Origin of the sequence: Halomonas fontilapidosi (assembly GCF_014192285.1) — a bacterium.
GTDB classification, from domain to species: Bacteria; Pseudomonadota; Gammaproteobacteria; order Pseudomonadales; family Halomonadaceae; genus Halomonas; species Halomonas fontilapidosi.
Genome location: NZ_JACHXQ010000003.1, coordinates 176,737 through 192,712 on the forward strand (window position 1 = coordinate 176,737; position 15,976 = coordinate 192,712).

Genomic DNA, 15,976 nt, shown 5'->3' on the forward strand with positions numbered 1-15,976 from the left:
AGGCTATCCCGGAAGCAGGCGCCGGACCGTCGAGGAGGCGCTGTGAACCCCTCCCTGGGCGCTACCGATGCCCTGCTTCGCTCTCGCATCCTGCTACGCTTGCAGGTCCGGTACTGGCCATCCATGGCCAGCCCGTTCGGAGCAGTGCTCCTCACCCCTGGCATAGGACCTCCTCTTCGGCCTGCTCCCGGCGCCTCTCGTGGTGCCGCTTCAGCGACCTAGAACAGGGCCAGCTGGCGCTTTACCGGACCGAAGGAGCGACGGTGCTCCGGCAGCGGCCCCAGGCGTTCCAGGGCGGCCAGGTGTTCGCGGGTCGGGTAGCCCTTGTGGCGGGCGAAACCGTAGTCGGGATACCGGGCATCGAGGGCCACCATGCCCGCGTCACGGGTGACCTTGGCGAGTATCGAGGCGGCGGCGATGGCCGGGTGACGGGCATCGCCCTTGACCACCGCCTGGCCGGGGACATGATGCCCGGGCAGCCGGTTGCCGTCCACCAGCAGGTACTCGGCCGCCGGCAGCAGGGCATCGATGGCACGGCGCATGGCGAGATGCGTGGCATGGTAGATATTCAGTGCGTCCACCTCTTCGGCCGACGCCTCGGCCACGGCACAGGCCAGAGCGCGCTCGCGAATCTCGAGCGCCAGGGCCTCGCGACGCCGCGCAGTGAGTGCCTTGGAGTCGGTAAGGCCCGCGACGGGCCGTGCGGGATCAAGAATCACCGCCGCGGCAACGACCGGACCGATCAGCGGGCCGCGCCCGACCTCATCGACCCCGGCCAGGCGGTCTCCCGCATAGTTGACCACCAGCGGCGGCAGCTCAGGGGTCTCGCTGTCGTTGGCGCACGCCTTGAGGATCATGACGCCACCTCGTCGGCCAGTTCCGAGGCCACGCTTGCCGGCAAGGGCTGACCTGCCACCAGCGCCTCGATGGCTTCGGCCGCTCGACGGCTGGCATCGCGCTGAAGGCCGGCGTGCATGGCGGCGAAACGCGCCTCCAGGGCCCTGCGCCCCTCGCCATCGTCGAGCAGCTCACCCAGTCCAGCGGCAATCGCCTCGGGGCTGGCCGCGTCCTGAATCAGCTCCGGCACCAGAGTCTCGCGGGCGATCAGGTTGGGTAGGGCGATCCACTCGGTCTTCACCAGCCGCTTCGCCAGCCAGTGAGTCATCGGTGCCATTCGATAGGCGACCAGCATGGCGCGGTGGCAGAGCATCGCCTCGAGTGCCGCCGTGCCCGAGGCGAGCAGTACCGCGTCGCTCGCCACCATGGCCTCGCGGGCCTGGCCCGTGACCAGGGTCAGGCGCTCCGCCAGGGCGGGATGTGCCCCGATCAGCGCCTCGAGCTCGGCGAAGCGCTCAGGCGTCGCCGCGGGGATCACCACCCGCAGGCCCGACCGCGATGCGCAGAGGCGCTCGGCAGCGGCGAGAAAGACCTCGCCGAGGAAGCGAATCTCGCTGGCCCGGGAGCCAGGCAGCACGGCCAACACCTGCTCGGTATCGGCCAAGCCCAGTTCGGCACGGGCCGCGGCGCGGTCGTTGTCGAGGGGCAACTCGTCGGCCAGGGGGTGACCGACGAAGGCCACGGGCACGCGGTGGCGCGCGTAGAAGGCTGCCTCGAAGGGCAGGAAGGTAAGCATGGCGTCGACGGAGCGGGCGATGCCCTTGACCCGTCCCTGACGCCAGGCCCAGACGGAGGGGCTGACGTAATGGGCAGTGGCCAGGCCCGCCTCGCGCAGCTGTCGCTCCAGCCCGAGATTGAAGTCCGGGGCGTCGATGCCGACCATGATATCAGGCTGCCAGGCCAGCGCATCGCGCCGTAGCTCGCGACGCACCCGGACCAGGCCGGGCAGGTGCCGGATCACCTCGACCAGGCCCATCACCGACAGGGTCTCCAGGGGAAAGCGGCTGTCGATGCCCTCGGCGATCATCCGCGGGCCGCCGATGCCGCGGAACGCCACCCCCGGGTGACGCGCCTTGAGCGCGCGCATCAGGCCGGCCCCCAGGATATCGCCCGAGAGCTCGCCCGCGACCAGGTAGACACGCCGGACCGTCATGGGGCCGCCATGCTCAGCGGATGATGCCGCGGGTCGAGGCCTCGATGGAGGCGGCAAAGGCCTCGGACTCGGGCAGCGAGAAGCGGCTGCGAATCTCGGCGAGCGCCTGCTCGGTGGTCAGCCCCTGGCGGTAGACCAGCTTATAGGCCTCGCTCAGCGCGCGGATGGCCTCCTTGGAGAAGCCGCGGCGCTTGAGCCCCACCAGGTTCAGGCCGTGGACCTGGGCCGGGTTGCCGTTGATCATCACGTAGGCCGGGGTGTCCTTGGTGATGATCGAGCCGCCGCCGGCCATGGCATGGTCGCCGAAATGGCAGAACTGGTGGATGGCCGAGAGCCCGCCGAGGATCACAAAGTCGCCCAGGTGCACATGGCCGGCGAGCGTCACCTGATTGGCGAGGATGCAGTCGTTGCCGATCACGCAGTCGTGGCCGACGTGCACATAGGCCATGAAGAGGTTGCGCGAGCCGATGGTGGTCTCGCCGCGATCCTGGGCGGTGCCGCGATGCAGCGTGGCTCCCTCGCGGATGACGTTGTCATCGCCCATCACCAGGCGGGTCGGCTCGCCCGCGTACTTCTTGTCCTGGCAGTCCTCGCCCACCGAGGCGAACTGGAAGATGCGGGTACGCGCGCCCAGCACGGTGGGCCCCTTGAGCACGACATGCGGGCCGATGCGGCTACCGGGCCCGATCTCGACATCGGGCCCGATCACCGTGAAGGGCCCGACCTCGACATCGTCGGCCAGGCGCGCCGAAGGATCGATGAGGGCGGTGGGGTGTATCAAGCGACCTTCCTCTCGGCGCAGGTGATATCGGCCTCGCAGACCAGTTCGTCGTCCACCGTGGCGCGGCAGACAAACTTCCAGATGCCGCGCTTGGTTCGCTCGACCCGAGCTTCCAGCACCAGCTTGTCGCCGGGCATGACCGGGCGCTTGAAGCGCACGTTATCACTGGCCACCAGATAATAGACATAGCCGTCGGCAGGCAGCTTGTTGACGGTCTTGAAACCGAGGATGCCGCAGGCCTGGGCCAGCGCCTCGATGACCAGCACCCCGGGCATGATCGGATGATCCGGGAAGTGCCCATTGAAAAAGGGCTCATTGATGCTGACATTCTTGTAGGCAACGATGGCTTCGCCCAGGGTGATCTCCGTCACCCGATCCACCAGCAGGAAGGGATACCGGTGGGGCAAATACTCACGAATCTCGTTGATGTCCATTACCATCGTAGCGACCTCTGAAATGACAGGATGCCCGTCCTGCGGAGGGGCATGGCCGGCAGCCGGGGCCGGCGGAAACAGGCGGTGGATTATACCGCCCTGCGACATGGCCTCAACCGCTGCGACCGGTCTTCTCGAGCCGCGCCAGGCGCCGAGCGATGTCGTCGAGCTGCTTGAAGCGCACCGCGTTGCGGCGCCACTGGGCATTGTCCATGGCACCGGTACCCGATGAGTAGATCCCGGGCTCGAGGATCGAGTTGGTCACCAGGCTCATGCCGGTCACCTGGACCCCGTCGGCGATGGTCAGATGGCCGGAGAGCCCCACGCCACCCCCCAGCATGCAGTGGCGACCCACCCGGGTGGAGCCGGCAATGCCGACGCAGCCGGCCAGGGCGCTGTGGTCACCGATCTGCACGTTGTGGGCGATCTGCACCTGGCTGTCGATCTTGACGTCGTCACCGATCGAGGTATCGCCGAGCGCCCCGCGGTCGATGCTCGAGCAGCTGCCCACTTCGACATCGTCGCCCAACACCACCCCGCCAAGCTGGGCGATCTTGTGCCAGCGCGCTCCGTCGTGTGCGAAACCGAAGCCGTCGCCGCCAATCACGCAGCCGCTGTGCAGGATGGCCCGGGCCCCGATCACCACGCCATGGCAGACGGTAACGTTGGCATGCAGCCGCGAGCCGGGGCCGATGGTCGAGTCGGCACCCACCACACAGCCGGGGCCGATCACCACTTCGTCACCCAGTTCGACCCCCGACTCGATCACCGCCTGGGGACCGATGGCCACGCCAGCCCCCAGGCGGACATCGGCGGCGACCACCGCGGTGGGGTGGATGCCGGCCGGTGTACGCCCGGCCAGAGGATCGAAGAGCCGCGACAGCTCGGCGTAGCCCAGATAGGGGTTGTCCATCTCCAGGCGCGCCGCCGGGCAGCTCTCGGCATGGCCGGGCGCCAGCAGAACGGCCGCCGCTCGCGTTCCCGGCAGGTCCTTGAGGTAGGCCCGGTTGGCGAGGAAAGCCACCTGATCCGGTTCGGCCTCCCTGAGCGTGGCCAGGCCACTCACCCGCCGCTCGCCGTCACCCTCCAGGCGGGCTCCCAGGCGCTCGGCGATCTCGGCCAGTGTGAGGGTTCGGGCGTCTTGGTTCATGGGAACTCGCTGTCGTGGGGCGGCCGGGCTCAGTAGAGGCTGTTGAGGATCGCGGTAACTTCCCCGGTCAGATCCTGCAGCTCTCGTTCGGTATGCAGCACGCCATTCGGCTCCACCAGCACCTCGACCCCGTGGCGATCGATGACTCGCTGGACGGCCTGGTCCAGCTTGGGCTCGGCCTGCTGAAGGAAGCGTTGCTCGGACTGCTGGCGCGCTTTGCCGATCTCCTGGCGCAGCTGCTCGAAGCGCTGTCCCTTCTGCTGGAACGCCTGCAGAGTCGTACGCCGCTCGGTCTCGGTCATGCTCTCGCCCTGTTGCTGCAGGCGCTGCTGCATCTGCTGAAGCTCCTGGCCCAGCGATTCAGCCTCCTGCTGCTGGCCGGCGAGGCGGTTGCGCAACTCGTTCATGGAACGCTGGGCAGCATCGGTCTCCATCAGCGCGGTACGCCAGTCGAGCACGGCCACCTCCTCGGCCTGGGCCGGGAGAGTCCCGGCGACCAGCAGGCCGAGGCAGAGAGCGGCGGAGAACTTGCGCATGCGGAGACTCCTCGATAGGGGCCGGATCAGAAGGTCTGACCCAGCGAGAACTGGAAGAACTGGGTGTCGTCATCGTCCTTGTCGTTGAGCGGCTCGGCGACGCTGAAGGTCAGCGGTCCCACCGGGGTCAGCCAGGAGAGGCCAACGCCGGCGCTGTAGCGCAGCTCGCCCAGGTCGACACCCGACTCACAGGATGATGAAAAGCCATCCGGAACGTCGTAGCAGTCCGTCAGGAAGGTGTTACCGGCATCCAGGAACAGCGAGGCCTGCAGGGAGCGCTGATCCTCGACGAAGGGCATCGGAAAGAGCACCTCGGCGCTACCCTCCACCAGGATGTTGCCGCCCAGGGTGCGATCGTTACCCCCATTACGCTCGGTGGTAGCCGGCCCCAGGGTATTGCCGGTGAAACCACGCACCGACCCCAGGCCACCGGAGAAGAAGTTCTCGTAGAACGGATAGGGGTCATCGCCGACGCTATCGGCATAGCCCAGCTCGCCGCTGAACTTGAGCCCCCAGGTCTGCTCCTCATTGAAGGGGATGATCTGGCGGGCCCGAGCACGCAGCTTGTAGTACTCGGCGTCGCTGCCCGGCACTGAACTCTCCAGCGACAGGCGCTGGTAGTTGCCGGCGGTGGGCATGATGCCGCGGTTGAGCTTGTTGCGCGTCCAGCTGGCGGTCAACTTCAGACTCTGGGCGTCGCTGCCCTGATCGTTTTCATACTGGATGATCTCGGCCGGCGTATCGCGATAGGTCTTGAGCGACAGGTCCTCGACCGCCGCCCCGAAGTTGAGACGGGTCACTTCGTTGATCGGATAGCCGAAATTGATGCCGCCGCCGTAAGCGTCGGTGGAGTAGGTCGAGATATCGGAGTCCTCATAGTCGGTCTCGCGGTAGAAGAGGTTATAACCGCGCGAGATGCCACTGAGGGTCCAGTAGGGGTCGGTGAAGCCGAAATTGAGGCTGGTAAAGGTGTCGCTGCGCTGGGCACCGATGTTGACCCGGTTGCCCGTCCCGAGGAAGTTGTTCTGGGAGAGTGACGCACCATAGATCACCCCGGCGCTCTGGGAGAAGCCGATGCTCGCCGAGATCGAACCGGAAGGCTGCTCTTCCACGGTATAGGTAACGTCCAGCTTGTCGGGCTCCCCGGCCACCGGACGCGTCTCCACGTCAACCTGCTTGAAGAAGCCCAGGCGCTCCAGGCGCTGACGCGACTGGCTGATCGACTGGGTGGAGGCCGGCGCGCCCTCCAGCTGGATCATCTCGCGCCGCAGCACCTCGTCCTGCGTGGTGGTGTTGCCGGCAAACTCGATGCGCCGCACGTAGGCCCGGCGACCCGGTTCGATGCGGAAGGTCAGGTTTACGGTATCACCGGACGTGGCGACCTCGGGAATGCCGTCTACATTGGCGAAGGCAAAGCCTTCGGCCCCCAGCCTGGAGCGCAGCGCTTCCGTGGAGGCCGTAACATCACTGCGCGAGAAGATTTCGCCGCTTTCCACTTCCAGCAGCTGGCGGGCCTCGCGTTCGGGAATCCGCAGGTCGCCGACGAAGCGGATATCGCCCAGCCGGTACTGCTGCCCCTCGTCGATGTTCACGGTGACGAAGATCCGCGATTTGTCGGGGCTGATCGAGACCTGGGAAGACTCGATGTTGAAGTTCACGTAGCCGCGATTTAGGTAGAAGGAGCGCAAACGCTCCAGATCACCGGCCAGCGCCTCGCGAGAATACTCGTCGCTGGAGAACCAGCCGAAGAACCAGCCCGGCTTGTCGTCGAGCTCGAAGACATCGCGCAGCTCGTCGTCATCGAAGTCACGGTTGCCGACGATGTTGATCTGGCGGATCTTGGCTACCGCCCCTTCGTTGATGTCGATATTGACCTGGACCTGTCCCTGACCGACCTCCTCGACCGACGTATCGATCCGCGCACTGTAGCGACCCTGAGACTGATAGACCCCTTCCAGTTCACGCTGAATCTCCTCGAGGGTGGAGAGCTGCAGCACCTGCCCCTCCTCGAGCCCGGCCTGCTTGAGGCCGCTTCGCAGGTCCTCGTCGGCAATCTGCTTGTTGCCCTCGATATTGAGGCGCGCGATGGTCGGGCGCTCGACCACCTGGATGATCAGCACATCTCCTTCACGGGCCAGGCTGACATCCTCGAACAGGCCGGTGGCGAAGAGTTCACGGGCCGCGTCGGCGAGTTCGCGCTCGTCGACCCGATCGCGGGCGCTGACAGGAAAGGCATTGAATACGGAGGCAGGCGAGACCCGCTGCAACCCCTCGACCCTGATGTCGGAAACGTCGAAGGATTGTGCCTGTGCCGCCTGGGCACCAACGAGCAGCAGCGCCGCCAGTCCGATAGTCTTGATTTTCATGCAATCGATTCGCTCGCGTTGGTCTGCCGTCCTGTCCAGACTGGCACCTTATACATTTGTACTGTCCACTGACAAGCCGACACCCGGCTACCATAGCCGCATCAGGTCGAAATAGAGCGCCATCAGCATCAGGGTGCCCACCAGTGCCAGGCCGATACGCAGGCCCACGGCCTGGGCCTGTTCGGAAACCGGACGGCCGCGCACCACCTCGACCAGATAATAGAGCAGATGGCCGCCGTCGAGCACCGGGATCGGCAGCAGGTTGAGCACCCCGAGGCTGATCGACAGGTAGGCCAGGAAGCTGACAAAACTCTCGAGGCCGGTGCGCGCTGACTCGCCGGCGATCCGGGCGATGGTGATGGGGCCGGAGAGGTTCGACGGTGAGATCAGTCCCACCACCATCTTGCGGATGGCCCCCAGGGTCAGCACCGTCATCTCGCCGGTCCGCGACAACGACTGCCCCACGGCGGCCAGCGGGCCGTAACGGATTTCGCGACGATATTCGTCGGGCCAACTGACGGGCTCGACACCGGCACCGATATAGCCGATGGCCACGCCCTCCTCCAGCTCATTGCGCCCCGGCGTGACGGTGAGCTCGATACGCTCACCACTGCGCAGCACCTCAAGGTCGAGGGATTCCCCGGGACTGGCGCGGACGCGATCGACGAACGCCATCCAGTCCGCCACGGGCTCGCCGTCTACCGCGACGATCTCATCACCTGCCTGCAAGCCGGCCTCGTCGGCCGCTTCGCCCGGCACCACCTGCCCCAGCACCGCCGGAATATCGGGCTGCCAGGGGGTAACCCCCAGGCTCGGCAAGGGACGAGGCGGGTCCTGGCGCACCAGCCAGTCCTCCACGGGCAGGCCGTAGGTCCGCTGTGCGGCGGTGGGCTCGTCGCGCGCCTTGACCTCGAGTTCGCCGCTCGCACCGATGGCTGCGACCAGTTTGAGGTTTATCTCGTCCCAGGAACGCACCGGCTCACCGCGCACTGCGGTAATCTCCTGGCCCGCCTCGAGGCCGCCACGGCTGGCCGGGGAGTCCGGCGCCACGCTGCCGATCACCGGCGCCACCGTGGTGGTACCGGCCACGAACAGCGCCCAGTAGGCGACGATGGCCAGCAGGAAGTTGGCCAGCGGACCGGCCGCCACGACGGCGATACGCTGCCAGACCGTCTTGTTGTTGAAGGCCCGGTGCCGCTCGTCGGGGTCGACGGGGCCCTCACGCTCATCGAGCATCTTCACGTAGCCCCCCAGCGGGATCGCGGCGACCATGAACTCGGTGCCGTGGCGGTCACGGCGCGACCAGATCGGCTTGCCGAACCCCACCGAGAAACGCAGCACCTTCACGCCGCAGCGCCGGGCCACCCAGAAGTGCCCGAACTCGTGGAAAGTGATCAAGAGGCCGAGCACCACGATCACGGCCAGCACGTTCTGGATCAGGCCCACATTATTCTCCTTGCAGTCAACTGCCTCGAGGCATGCGCCTCATTGCCGCGCCAGCCGGGCGTAGGCCGCTTGTCGAGCGAGGGCGTCGGCCTCGAGAATGGTCTCGAGGTCGTCGGCCGCCTCGACCGGGCGCGCATCACGCACCCTGGCCACCAGTTCGCCGATGCCGGTAAAGCCGAGACGCCCGGCCAGAAAGGCCTCCACCGCCACCTCGTTAGCGGCATTGAGCACCGCGGGCGCCGTACCACCAGCGGCCATGGCCTCTCGGGCCAGGCGCAGGCAGGGAAAGGCACGCTCGTCGGCGGGCTCGAAGTCGAGCCGCGCAATCCGGAACAGGTCCAGGGCTTCCACGCCGGCGTCGATGCGCTCCGGCCAGGCCAGCCCATAGGCGATGGGGGTTCGCATGTCCGGATTGCCCAGCTGGGCGATCACCGAGCCGTCGCTGTAAGCCGCCATGGAGTGAATCACGCTCTGGGGATGCACCACCACCTGAATCTGATCGGCACGCGCGTCGAAGAGCCAGCAGGCCTCGATCAGCTCGAGGCCCTTGTTCATCAAGGTGGCACTGTCCACCGAGATCTTGCGGCCCATCGACCAGTTGGGGTGATCACAGGCCTGATCCGGTGTCACGCTGGCCAAGCCATCCCGCGACCAGCCACGGAAGGGGCCCCCCGAGGCGGTCAGCAGAAGCTGAGTGACGCCGTGACGCCCCAGCCCTCCCCGGTGTTCGCTGGGTAGACACTGATAGATGGCATTATGTTCGGAATCGATGGGCAGCAGGGTCGCGCCATGGCGCGTCACCGCATCCATGAACAGCGCCCCGGACATCACCAGGGCTTCCTTGTTGGCCAGCAGTACCCGCTTGCCGGCCTTCACCGCGGCAAGCGTCGGTAATAGACCGGCCGCACCGACGATGGCCGACATAACGGCGTCTACCTCAGAGGCTTCGGCCACCTCGACCAGCGCCCGGCAGCCGGCCCGCACCTCGGTGGCGAGCTGCGCCTCGGCCAACTGCCTGCGCAGCCAGGCGGCGTCCTCCTCGGTATCGAGCACCGCCACCGCCGGCCGATGACGCAGGCACAAGGCCAGCAGCGCTTCTCGTGAGCGGTGGGCCGTTAGCGCATGCACCCGATAGCGCTCCGGGTGGCGACCGATCACATCCAACGTGCTGGTGCCGATGGAGCCGGTGGCGCCCAGTACGGTCACGCGACGCAGGCTCACAGCAGCCACCCGGAAAGCAGCGCGAACAGCGGCACCGCGGCCGTCAGGCTGTCGACCCGATCGAGCACCCCGCCATGTCCCGGCAGCAGCTGGCTGGAGTCCTTGATGCCGCGATGGCGCTTGAGCATGCTCTCAAGCAGGTCACCCAGCACCGAGACCAGCGTGACTACGGCGGTCGCCAGCATCAGCATGAGACCTCCGGCAACGCCGAGGCTCTGCCAACTGGCGAAGACGATCGCCAGCAGCGCGGTAACCATCAGACCACCGGCCACGCCCTCCCAGGTCTTGCCGGGGCTGACACGGGGGGCCAGCTTGTGGCGACCGAGGGCTCGGCCGACGAAATAGGCGCCGATATCGGCACCCCACACCAGCAACAGTACGAAGAGCAGCCAGACGGCACCGCTCTCGCGCAGCACGCTGAAGCCTACCCAGGTCGGCAGCAGCACCCAAAGCCCCATGGCCAGGCGCATGCCGGTCGCCCCCCATTGCGCAAGGCGCGCGGGGTAGCCGGTTACCCAATACAGGTTGACCAGCCAGCCCAGTGCACCGAGCCAAAGCGGCCAGGTTGACAGCACGGCGCCGCTCGCCCAGCACAGCGCCAGCAGCCCGGCGAGACTGGCAACCACCAGCAGGCGACGCCCCGGCGCGGCGATACCGGCGAGATTGGCCCATTCCCAGGCGGCGAGCAGCACGACGGCGGCGGTGAACAGCCGGAACCCCTCGCCGTCGAGGCCGAACAGGCCGAACAGGGCAAGAGGGATCAGCCAGGCGGCGGTGAGGATCCGTTGTTTAAGCACCGTGTCCCTCGATCTGTTCATCGGTCATGCCGAAGCGCCGCTTGCGTCGCTGAAAGTCAGCCAGGGCGCGGTCGAAAGCCGCGCCATCGAAATCGGGCCACAGCACGGGAGTGAAATGGAGCTCGGCGTAGGCCATCTGCCAGAGCAGGAAGTTCGAGATGCGCTGCTCGCCGCTGGTGCGGATACACAGGTCCACCGGTGCATCCTCCGGCAGGCTCACTTCCTCGTCGAGAGACTGCTCGTCGATCGCGTCAGGCTCGAGCTCGCCAGCAGCGACCCGCTCGGCAAGCCGACGAGCGGCACCAGCGATGTCCCAGCGTCCCCCGTAGTTGGCCGCGACCACCAGATGCAGGCCGGTGTTGTCGCGTGTCAGCGCCTCGGCACTGGCGATATGCTTCTGGATGGAGGCGGAGAAACCGTTGCGATCCCCGATGACCGACAGGCGGATGCCATGCCGATGGAGCTTCTTGACCTCGCGCTTGAGCGCCATGAGGAAAAGCTCCATCAGGGCATTGACCTCGCTGGGAGGGCGCTTCCAGTTTTCGCTGGAGAAGGCAAACAGCGTGAGCGTCTCGATGCCGCGCTCGGCGGCGCGGCGGATCACGTCGCGTACCGCCTCGACACCCGCATGATGGCCTCGCACGCCGGACATGCCGCGTGCCTTCGCCCAGCGGTTGTTGCCGTCCATGATGATCGCCACGTGGCGCGGCAAAGGCCCCTCGGCTGGGGTGGGCCCATCGTCGGGGGGTGCCCCGGTACGGGGAGACTGCGGTGACGTCATGATGTCTCGCATGGCGGGAAAGAACTGGAGGACCAACGAACCGCAAGCGACCTGCCCGCGGTTCGCCGAGGGGCGATCCGTCGCCGGCGGCGCCGTTCGTCGGTGCCGCCCACCATCCTCAGACCTGCATCAGGTCGTGTTCCTTGGACTCAAGCGCCTTGTCGATCTCGGCGATGATGCTGTCGGTGAGCTTCTGGATCGCCTCCTCGCCCTGGTGCTGCTCGTCCTCGGTGATCTCCTTCTCCTTGAGCAGCGACTTCAGGTCACCATTGGCATCGCGACGCACGTTGCGCACCGCCACGCGGGCGTGCTCGGCCTCCTGGCGGGCCTGCTTGATGTAGCCCTTGCGCGTCTCCTCGGTGAGCATCGGCATGGGCACGCGAATCACGTTGCCGGCACTTGCCGGGTTGAGGCCGAGATCGGACGTCATGATGGCCTTCTCGATCTTGGGGACCATCTGTTGCTCCCAGGGGACCACGGCCAGGGTCCGGGCGTCTTCGACGTTGATCGAGGCTACCTGGTTGAGCGGCACCTGGGCGCCATAGTAATCCACGGTCACCGCATCCAGGATACTGGAGTGCGCTCGACCGGTACGGATCTTGTTAAAGTTCTGGTGAAGGGCCTCGAGGCTCTTCTTCATGCGGCTCTGCGCATCCTTCTTGATGTCGTCGATCACTGTCTTACCCTCTGTCAATCAGCGTGCCTTCCTTGCCACCCACCACCAGGTTCAGCAGGGCACCCGGCTTGTTCATGTTGAAGACCCGCACCGGCATGTCATGGTCCCGCACCAGGCAGATGGCGGTCAAATCCATCACCCCGAGCTTCTGGTCGAGCGCATCGTCATAGGTCAGCTGCTCGTACTTGACCGCGTCGGGATGCGTGACCGGGTCCTTATCATAGACCCCGTCGACCTTGGTGGCCTTGACCACCACGTCGGCGTCGATCTCGATGCCACGCAGGCAGGCCGCGGAGTCCGTGGTGAAGAAGGGGTTGCCGGTACCGGCCGAGAACAGTACCACGTCACCGGATGTCAGGTAGCGAATGGCGGTGCGACGGTCGTAATGCTCCACCACGCCACTCATCGGGATGGCCGACATGACGCGGGAACGGATATTGGAACGTTCCAGGGCATCGCGCATGGCCAGGGCGTTCATCACCGTGGCGAGCATACCCATGTGGTCGCCGGTCACCCGGTCCATGCCCGCCTCGTGCAGTGCCGCCCCGCGGAACAGGTTGCCACCGCCCACCACGATGCCGACCTGAACACCGATCCCCACCAGCTGGCCGATCTCCAATGCCAGGCGATCCAGCACCTTGGGGTCGATGCCGAACTCGGCGTCGCCGGTCAAGGCCTCGCCAGAGAGCTTTAGCAGGATACGCTTGTACTTGGAGACCTCGGCGCGGGACTTCTCGGGCTTGCTGGGGGCGGGGTGATCGGCACTGGTCATGGGGTGTCTCCCGGATTCTCGACGCTTGGGACCTGGTGGATGGCCGGACTCACCGGCCGGATACGCGAAGGCGTGCGCTCACGCGCACGCCATCGTCACACTGGAACCTCGGACCTCAGCTGCGCTTGGCCTGTTCCATCACTTCCTTGGCGAAGTCGACTTCTTCCTTCTCGATGCCCTCGCCCACTTCGAAGCGGGTAAAGCTGAGCACTTCACCACCGGCCGCCTTGACGAACTCGGCCACAGTCTGATCCGGGTTCTTAACGAAGGGCTGCTCGGTCAGGCTGTTTTCGGCCAGGTACTTCTTCAGTCGGCCCTGGACCATCTTTTCGGCAATCTGCTCGGGCTTGCCGGCCATGTCGGGCTGGGCCAGGATGATCGCCTTCTCGGCGTCCAACTGCTCCTGGGGCATGTTCTCGGGGAGCGCCACGGCCGGGTTGATGGCGGCGACGTGCATGGCGACGTCCTTGGCCACCTCGGCGTTAGCCCCCTTGAGCACGGTCAGCACGCCAATGCGACCGCCGTGGACGTACTCGCCCACCACGTTGCCTTCGCCGGCCTCGACGACGACGCTGCGACGCACGCCGATGTTCTCGCCGATCTTCTGCACCAGCTGCTCGCGAGCGGTCTCGAGCGCGCCTTCCATGACGGCGGCCACGTCCTCGCTCTTGGCATCGAAGAAGGCGTCGGCGATCTTCTCGGCAAACGCCTTGAAGTTGTCGTCACGGGCGACGAAATCGGTCTCGGAGTTGATCTCGACCATCACGCCGACGCTGCCGTCGTCGGCCACGCGAGTGACCACGACGCCTTCTGCGGCGGTGCGACCCGCCTTCTTGGCGGCCTTGAGGCCGGAGTTCTTGCGCAGGTTCTCGATCGCCTGCTCGATATCACCATCGGTCTCGGTGAGCGCCTTCTTGCACTCCATCATGCCGAGCCCGGTGCGCTCGCGCAGTTCCTTGACCTGGGAGGCGCTGATAGCTGCCATGGTAGTGTCCTCTGAATGGTTCGACCTGGAATAGGTAGCGGTAAGCAAGAGAAGCAAGGGGGCCGAGGCCCCCTTGTGCCTGTCCGGCAGGCCGCCAGCGACGTGGCGGCACGGCGTCCGGCCCAGGCGGGCCGACGATCACTCGGCGGCCGCGTCGCTCTGGCTCTCTTCGGCTTCGGTGACCTCGACGAACTCGTCGGGACGACCTTCCTTCGCACGGGCACAGGCGTCGGCGACGGCCTTGACGTAGATCTGGATGGCACGGATGGAGTCATCGTTGCCCGGGATCACGTAGTCGACGCCATCGGGATCGGAGTTGGTATCCACCACGCCGATGACCGGAATGCCCAGCTTGTTCGCCTCGTTGATGGCGATGCGCTCATGGTCGACGTCGATCACGAACAGGGCATCGGGCAGGCCACCCATTTCCTTGATACCACCCACGGACCGCTCGAGCTTGTCCTGCTCGCGGGTCGCCATCAGCACTTCCTTCTTGGTCAGCTTCTCGAAGGTGCCGTCCTCGTGCATGGTCTCGAGGTCGCGCAGGCGCTTGATGGAGACGCGAATGGTCTTGTAGTTGGTCAGCATGCCGCCGAGCCAGCGGTGGTTGACGAACGGCTGACCGACGCGGTTGGCCTCTTCCTTGATGATCTTGCTCGCGCTGCGCTTGGTGCCCACGAACAGGATCTTGTTGTTGGCCGCGGCCATCTTCTCGACCACGTCGATGGCCTCATTGAGGGCCGGCAGGGTGTGCTCGAGGTTGATGATGTGAATCTTGTTACGCGCGCCGAAGATGTACTTGCTCATCTTCGGGTTCCAGTACTTGGTCTGGTGACCGAAGTGTGCACCTGCCTTCAGCAGGTCACGCATATTGACGTGTGCCATGGATGACTCCTGGAAAATCGGGTTAGGCCTCCACGCACCCCATGGATCCGACCGTCGCGTCATCAGGGATAACCACGACAGCACCCGGGACCATGTGCCGGTGCATGTGTGTTTTCAAGGCATTGCATTAGTTGAGCGCATCTCCCGGGACTCGCCGCAGCGCCCGAGGTGTTGTCGGAGCCACGCGATTGCAGGAAAGCGCGCAGCTTTATACCATGGATGACCGCCGAGATGAAGTCGTCCGATGCTCGTGCCCGCCAATGTACGGGCGACACCACCCCTGATTCGAGATTCCATGAACGTACCCATCAAGACGCCCGACGAGATCGAGAAGATGCGCGAGGCGGGCCGCCAGGCCGCCAGCGTCTTCGAGATGCTCACCCCCCACGTCAAGGCTGGCGTGAGCACCGGCGAGCTGGACCGGCTATGTCACGACTACATCGTCGACGAGCTGGGTTCCAGCCCCGCGCCGCTCAACTACCACGGTTTCCCCAAGTCGATCTGCACCTCGATCAACCATGTGGTCTGCCACGGCATCCCGGATGGCGCCAAGAAGCTCAAGAAAGGCGACATCATGAACATCGACATCACCGTGAAGACGGCCGACGGCTATCATGGCGATTCCAGCATGATGTTCATCATCGGCGAGACCATCCAGGGCGAGCGTCTGTGCCGGGTCACCCAGGAGTGCCTCTACCGCAGCATCGCCCTGGTGCGCCCGGGCGTGCACCTCTCGGAACTTGCCCGCGCTATCCAGTCCCATGCCGAGGCCAACGGCTATTCGGTGGTGCGCGACTTCTGCGGGCACGGCATCGGCGCCGGCTTCCACGAGGATCCGCAGATCCTGCACTACGACGGCTATGCGCCCGAGGCCGACATCGCCCTCAAGGAAGGCATGTGCTTCACCATCGAGCCGATGATCAACGTCGGCGACCATCGCACCAAGGTGCTGCGCGACGGCTGGACCGCCGTGACCAAGGACAGAAGTCTGACCGCCCAGTGGGAGCATACCCTGCTGGTCACCGCGACGGGGGTAGAGGTGCTCACCGCTCGTCACGACGAAGACCTCTCCTTCCTCGACCGCTGAGTCGATCGC

General features: G+C 65.9%; 16 protein-coding genes. 1 reads left to right on the forward strand and 15 read right to left on the reverse strand.

Annotation, left to right across the window (positions count from 1 at the left end):
• Nucleotides 1–218: 218 nt before the first annotated feature.
• From rnhB to rpsB, 15 genes are all read right to left on the reverse strand, one after another.
• Nucleotides 219–857 (reverse strand): ribonuclease HII, encoded by a 639-nt coding sequence (rnhB, locus tag FHR95_RS06900; protein WP_183313869.1) that lies wholly within the window; start codon nt 855–857, stop codon nt 219–221.
• Nucleotides 854–2,050 carry a lipid-A-disaccharide synthase gene (gene lpxB / locus FHR95_RS06905; protein ID WP_183313870.1) on the reverse strand — a complete coding sequence of 399 codons (1,197 nt, stop codon included), beginning with the start codon at nt 2,048–2,050 and terminating at the stop codon, nt 854–856. The genes rnhB and lpxB overlap by 4 nt, the downstream gene beginning before the upstream one ends.
• 13 nt (nt 2,051–2,063) lie before the next feature.
• Nucleotides 2,064–2,831 (reverse strand): acyl-ACP--UDP-N-acetylglucosamine O-acyltransferase, encoded by a 768-nt coding sequence (gene lpxA / locus FHR95_RS06910; protein ID WP_040185045.1) that lies wholly within the window; start codon nt 2,829–2,831, stop codon nt 2,064–2,066.
• A complete protein-coding gene (gene fabZ / locus FHR95_RS06915; RefSeq protein ID WP_040185041.1) occupies nt 2,828–3,271 on the reverse strand; it encodes a 3-hydroxyacyl-ACP dehydratase FabZ in 444 nt (147 codons plus the stop codon). The genes lpxA and fabZ overlap by 4 nt, the downstream gene beginning before the upstream one ends.
• A gap of 106 nt (nt 3,272–3,377) precedes the next feature.
• On the reverse strand, nt 3,378–4,415 hold the full coding sequence (lpxD, locus tag FHR95_RS06920; protein ID WP_040185039.1) for a UDP-3-O-(3-hydroxymyristoyl)glucosamine N-acyltransferase: 1,038 nt from the start codon (nt 4,413–4,415) through the stop codon (nt 3,378–3,380).
• A gap of 29 nt (nt 4,416–4,444) precedes the next feature.
• Nucleotides 4,445–4,951, reverse strand: a complete 507-nt coding sequence (locus FHR95_RS06925; RefSeq protein WP_183313871.1) for an OmpH/Skp family outer membrane protein — start codon at nt 4,949–4,951, stop codon at nt 4,445–4,447.
• A gap of 26 nt (nt 4,952–4,977) precedes the next feature.
• Nucleotides 4,978–7,317 (reverse strand): outer membrane protein assembly factor BamA, encoded by a 2,340-nt coding sequence (bamA, locus tag FHR95_RS06930; RefSeq protein WP_246378425.1) that lies wholly within the window; start codon nt 7,315–7,317, stop codon nt 4,978–4,980.
• A gap of 87 nt (nt 7,318–7,404) precedes the next feature.
• The gene (gene rseP / locus FHR95_RS06935) at nt 7,405–8,763 is read right to left on the reverse strand and encodes a sigma E protease regulator RseP (protein ID WP_040185036.1); all 1,359 of its coding nucleotides are present in this window, start codon (nt 8,761–8,763) and stop codon (nt 7,405–7,407) included.
• A 39-nt stretch (nt 8,764–8,802) separates the two neighbouring features.
• Nucleotides 8,803–9,993 (reverse strand): 1-deoxy-D-xylulose-5-phosphate reductoisomerase, encoded by a 1,191-nt coding sequence (ispC, locus tag FHR95_RS06940; protein ID WP_183313872.1) that lies wholly within the window; start codon nt 9,991–9,993, stop codon nt 8,803–8,805.
• The gene (locus tag FHR95_RS06945; protein ID WP_040185033.1) at nt 9,981–10,781 is read right to left on the reverse strand and encodes a phosphatidate cytidylyltransferase; all 801 of its coding nucleotides are present in this window, start codon (nt 10,779–10,781) and stop codon (nt 9,981–9,983) included. The genes ispC and FHR95_RS06945 overlap by 13 nt, the downstream gene beginning before the upstream one ends.
• The gene (gene uppS, locus FHR95_RS06950) at nt 10,774–11,562 is read right to left on the reverse strand and encodes a polyprenyl diphosphate synthase (RefSeq protein WP_040185031.1); all 789 of its coding nucleotides are present in this window, start codon (nt 11,560–11,562) and stop codon (nt 10,774–10,776) included. The genes FHR95_RS06945 and uppS overlap by 8 nt, the downstream gene beginning before the upstream one ends.
• Before the next feature lie 118 nt (nt 11,563–11,680).
• A complete protein-coding gene (gene frr / locus FHR95_RS06955) occupies nt 11,681–12,238 on the reverse strand; it encodes a ribosome recycling factor (RefSeq protein ID WP_040185029.1) in 558 nt (185 codons plus the stop codon).
• A gap of 4 nt (nt 12,239–12,242) precedes the next feature.
• The gene (pyrH, locus tag FHR95_RS06960; protein ID WP_040185027.1) at nt 12,243–13,010 is read right to left on the reverse strand and encodes a UMP kinase; all 768 of its coding nucleotides are present in this window, start codon (nt 13,008–13,010) and stop codon (nt 12,243–12,245) included.
• A 115-nt stretch (nt 13,011–13,125) separates the two neighbouring features.
• Nucleotides 13,126–13,995 (reverse strand): translation elongation factor Ts, encoded by an 870-nt coding sequence (tsf, locus tag FHR95_RS06965; protein ID WP_040185025.1) that lies wholly within the window; start codon nt 13,993–13,995, stop codon nt 13,126–13,128.
• A gap of 138 nt (nt 13,996–14,133) precedes the next feature.
• Nucleotides 14,134–14,880 carry a 30S ribosomal protein S2 gene (rpsB, locus tag FHR95_RS06970; RefSeq protein ID WP_040185023.1) on the reverse strand — a complete coding sequence of 249 codons (747 nt, stop codon included), beginning with the start codon at nt 14,878–14,880 and terminating at the stop codon, nt 14,134–14,136.
• A 295-nt stretch (nt 14,881–15,175) separates the two neighbouring features.
• Between rpsB and map the strand changes: the two genes are divergently transcribed.
• Entirely contained in the window at nt 15,176–15,967 is a 792-nt protein-coding gene (gene map, locus FHR95_RS06975) for a type I methionyl aminopeptidase (protein ID WP_183313873.1), read from the forward strand.
• The last annotated feature ends 9 nt before the right edge of the window (nt 15,968–15,976 follow it).

Coding starts and splice junctions, on each gene's coding strand:
- rnhB (WP_183313869.1), bottom strand. CDS start 857: ATGATCCTCAAGGCGTGCGCCAACGACAGCGAGACCCCTGAGCTGCCG.
- lpxB (WP_183313870.1), bottom strand. CDS start 2,050: ATGACGGTCCGGCGTGTCTACCTGGTCGCGGGCGAGCTCTCGGGCGAT.
- fabZ (WP_040185041.1), bottom strand. CDS start 3,271: ATGGTAATGGACATCAACGAGATTCGTGAGTATTTGCCCCACCGGTAT.
- lpxD (WP_040185039.1), bottom strand. CDS start 4,415: ATGAACCAAGACGCCCGAACCCTCACACTGGCCGAGATCGCCGAGCGC.
- FHR95_RS06925 (WP_183313871.1), bottom strand. CDS start 4,951: ATGCGCAAGTTCTCCGCCGCTCTCTGCCTCGGCCTGCTGGTCGCCGGG.
- bamA (WP_246378425.1), bottom strand. CDS start 7,317: ATGAAAATCAAGACTATCGGACTGGCGGCGCTGCTGCTCGTTGGTGCC.
- uppS (WP_040185031.1), bottom strand. CDS start 11,562: ATGACGTCACCGCAGTCTCCCCGTACCGGGGCACCCCCCGACGATGGG.
- pyrH (WP_040185027.1), bottom strand. CDS start 13,010: ATGACCAGTGCCGATCACCCCGCCCCCAGCAAGCCCGAGAAGTCCCGC.
- tsf (WP_040185025.1), bottom strand. CDS start 13,995: ATGGCAGCTATCAGCGCCTCCCAGGTCAAGGAACTGCGCGAGCGCACC.
- rpsB (WP_040185023.1), bottom strand. CDS start 14,880: ATGGCACACGTCAATATGCGTGACCTGCTGAAGGCAGGTGCACACTTC.
- map (WP_183313873.1), top strand. CDS start 15,176: ATGAACGTACCCATCAAGACGCCCGACGAGATCGAGAAGATGCGCGAG.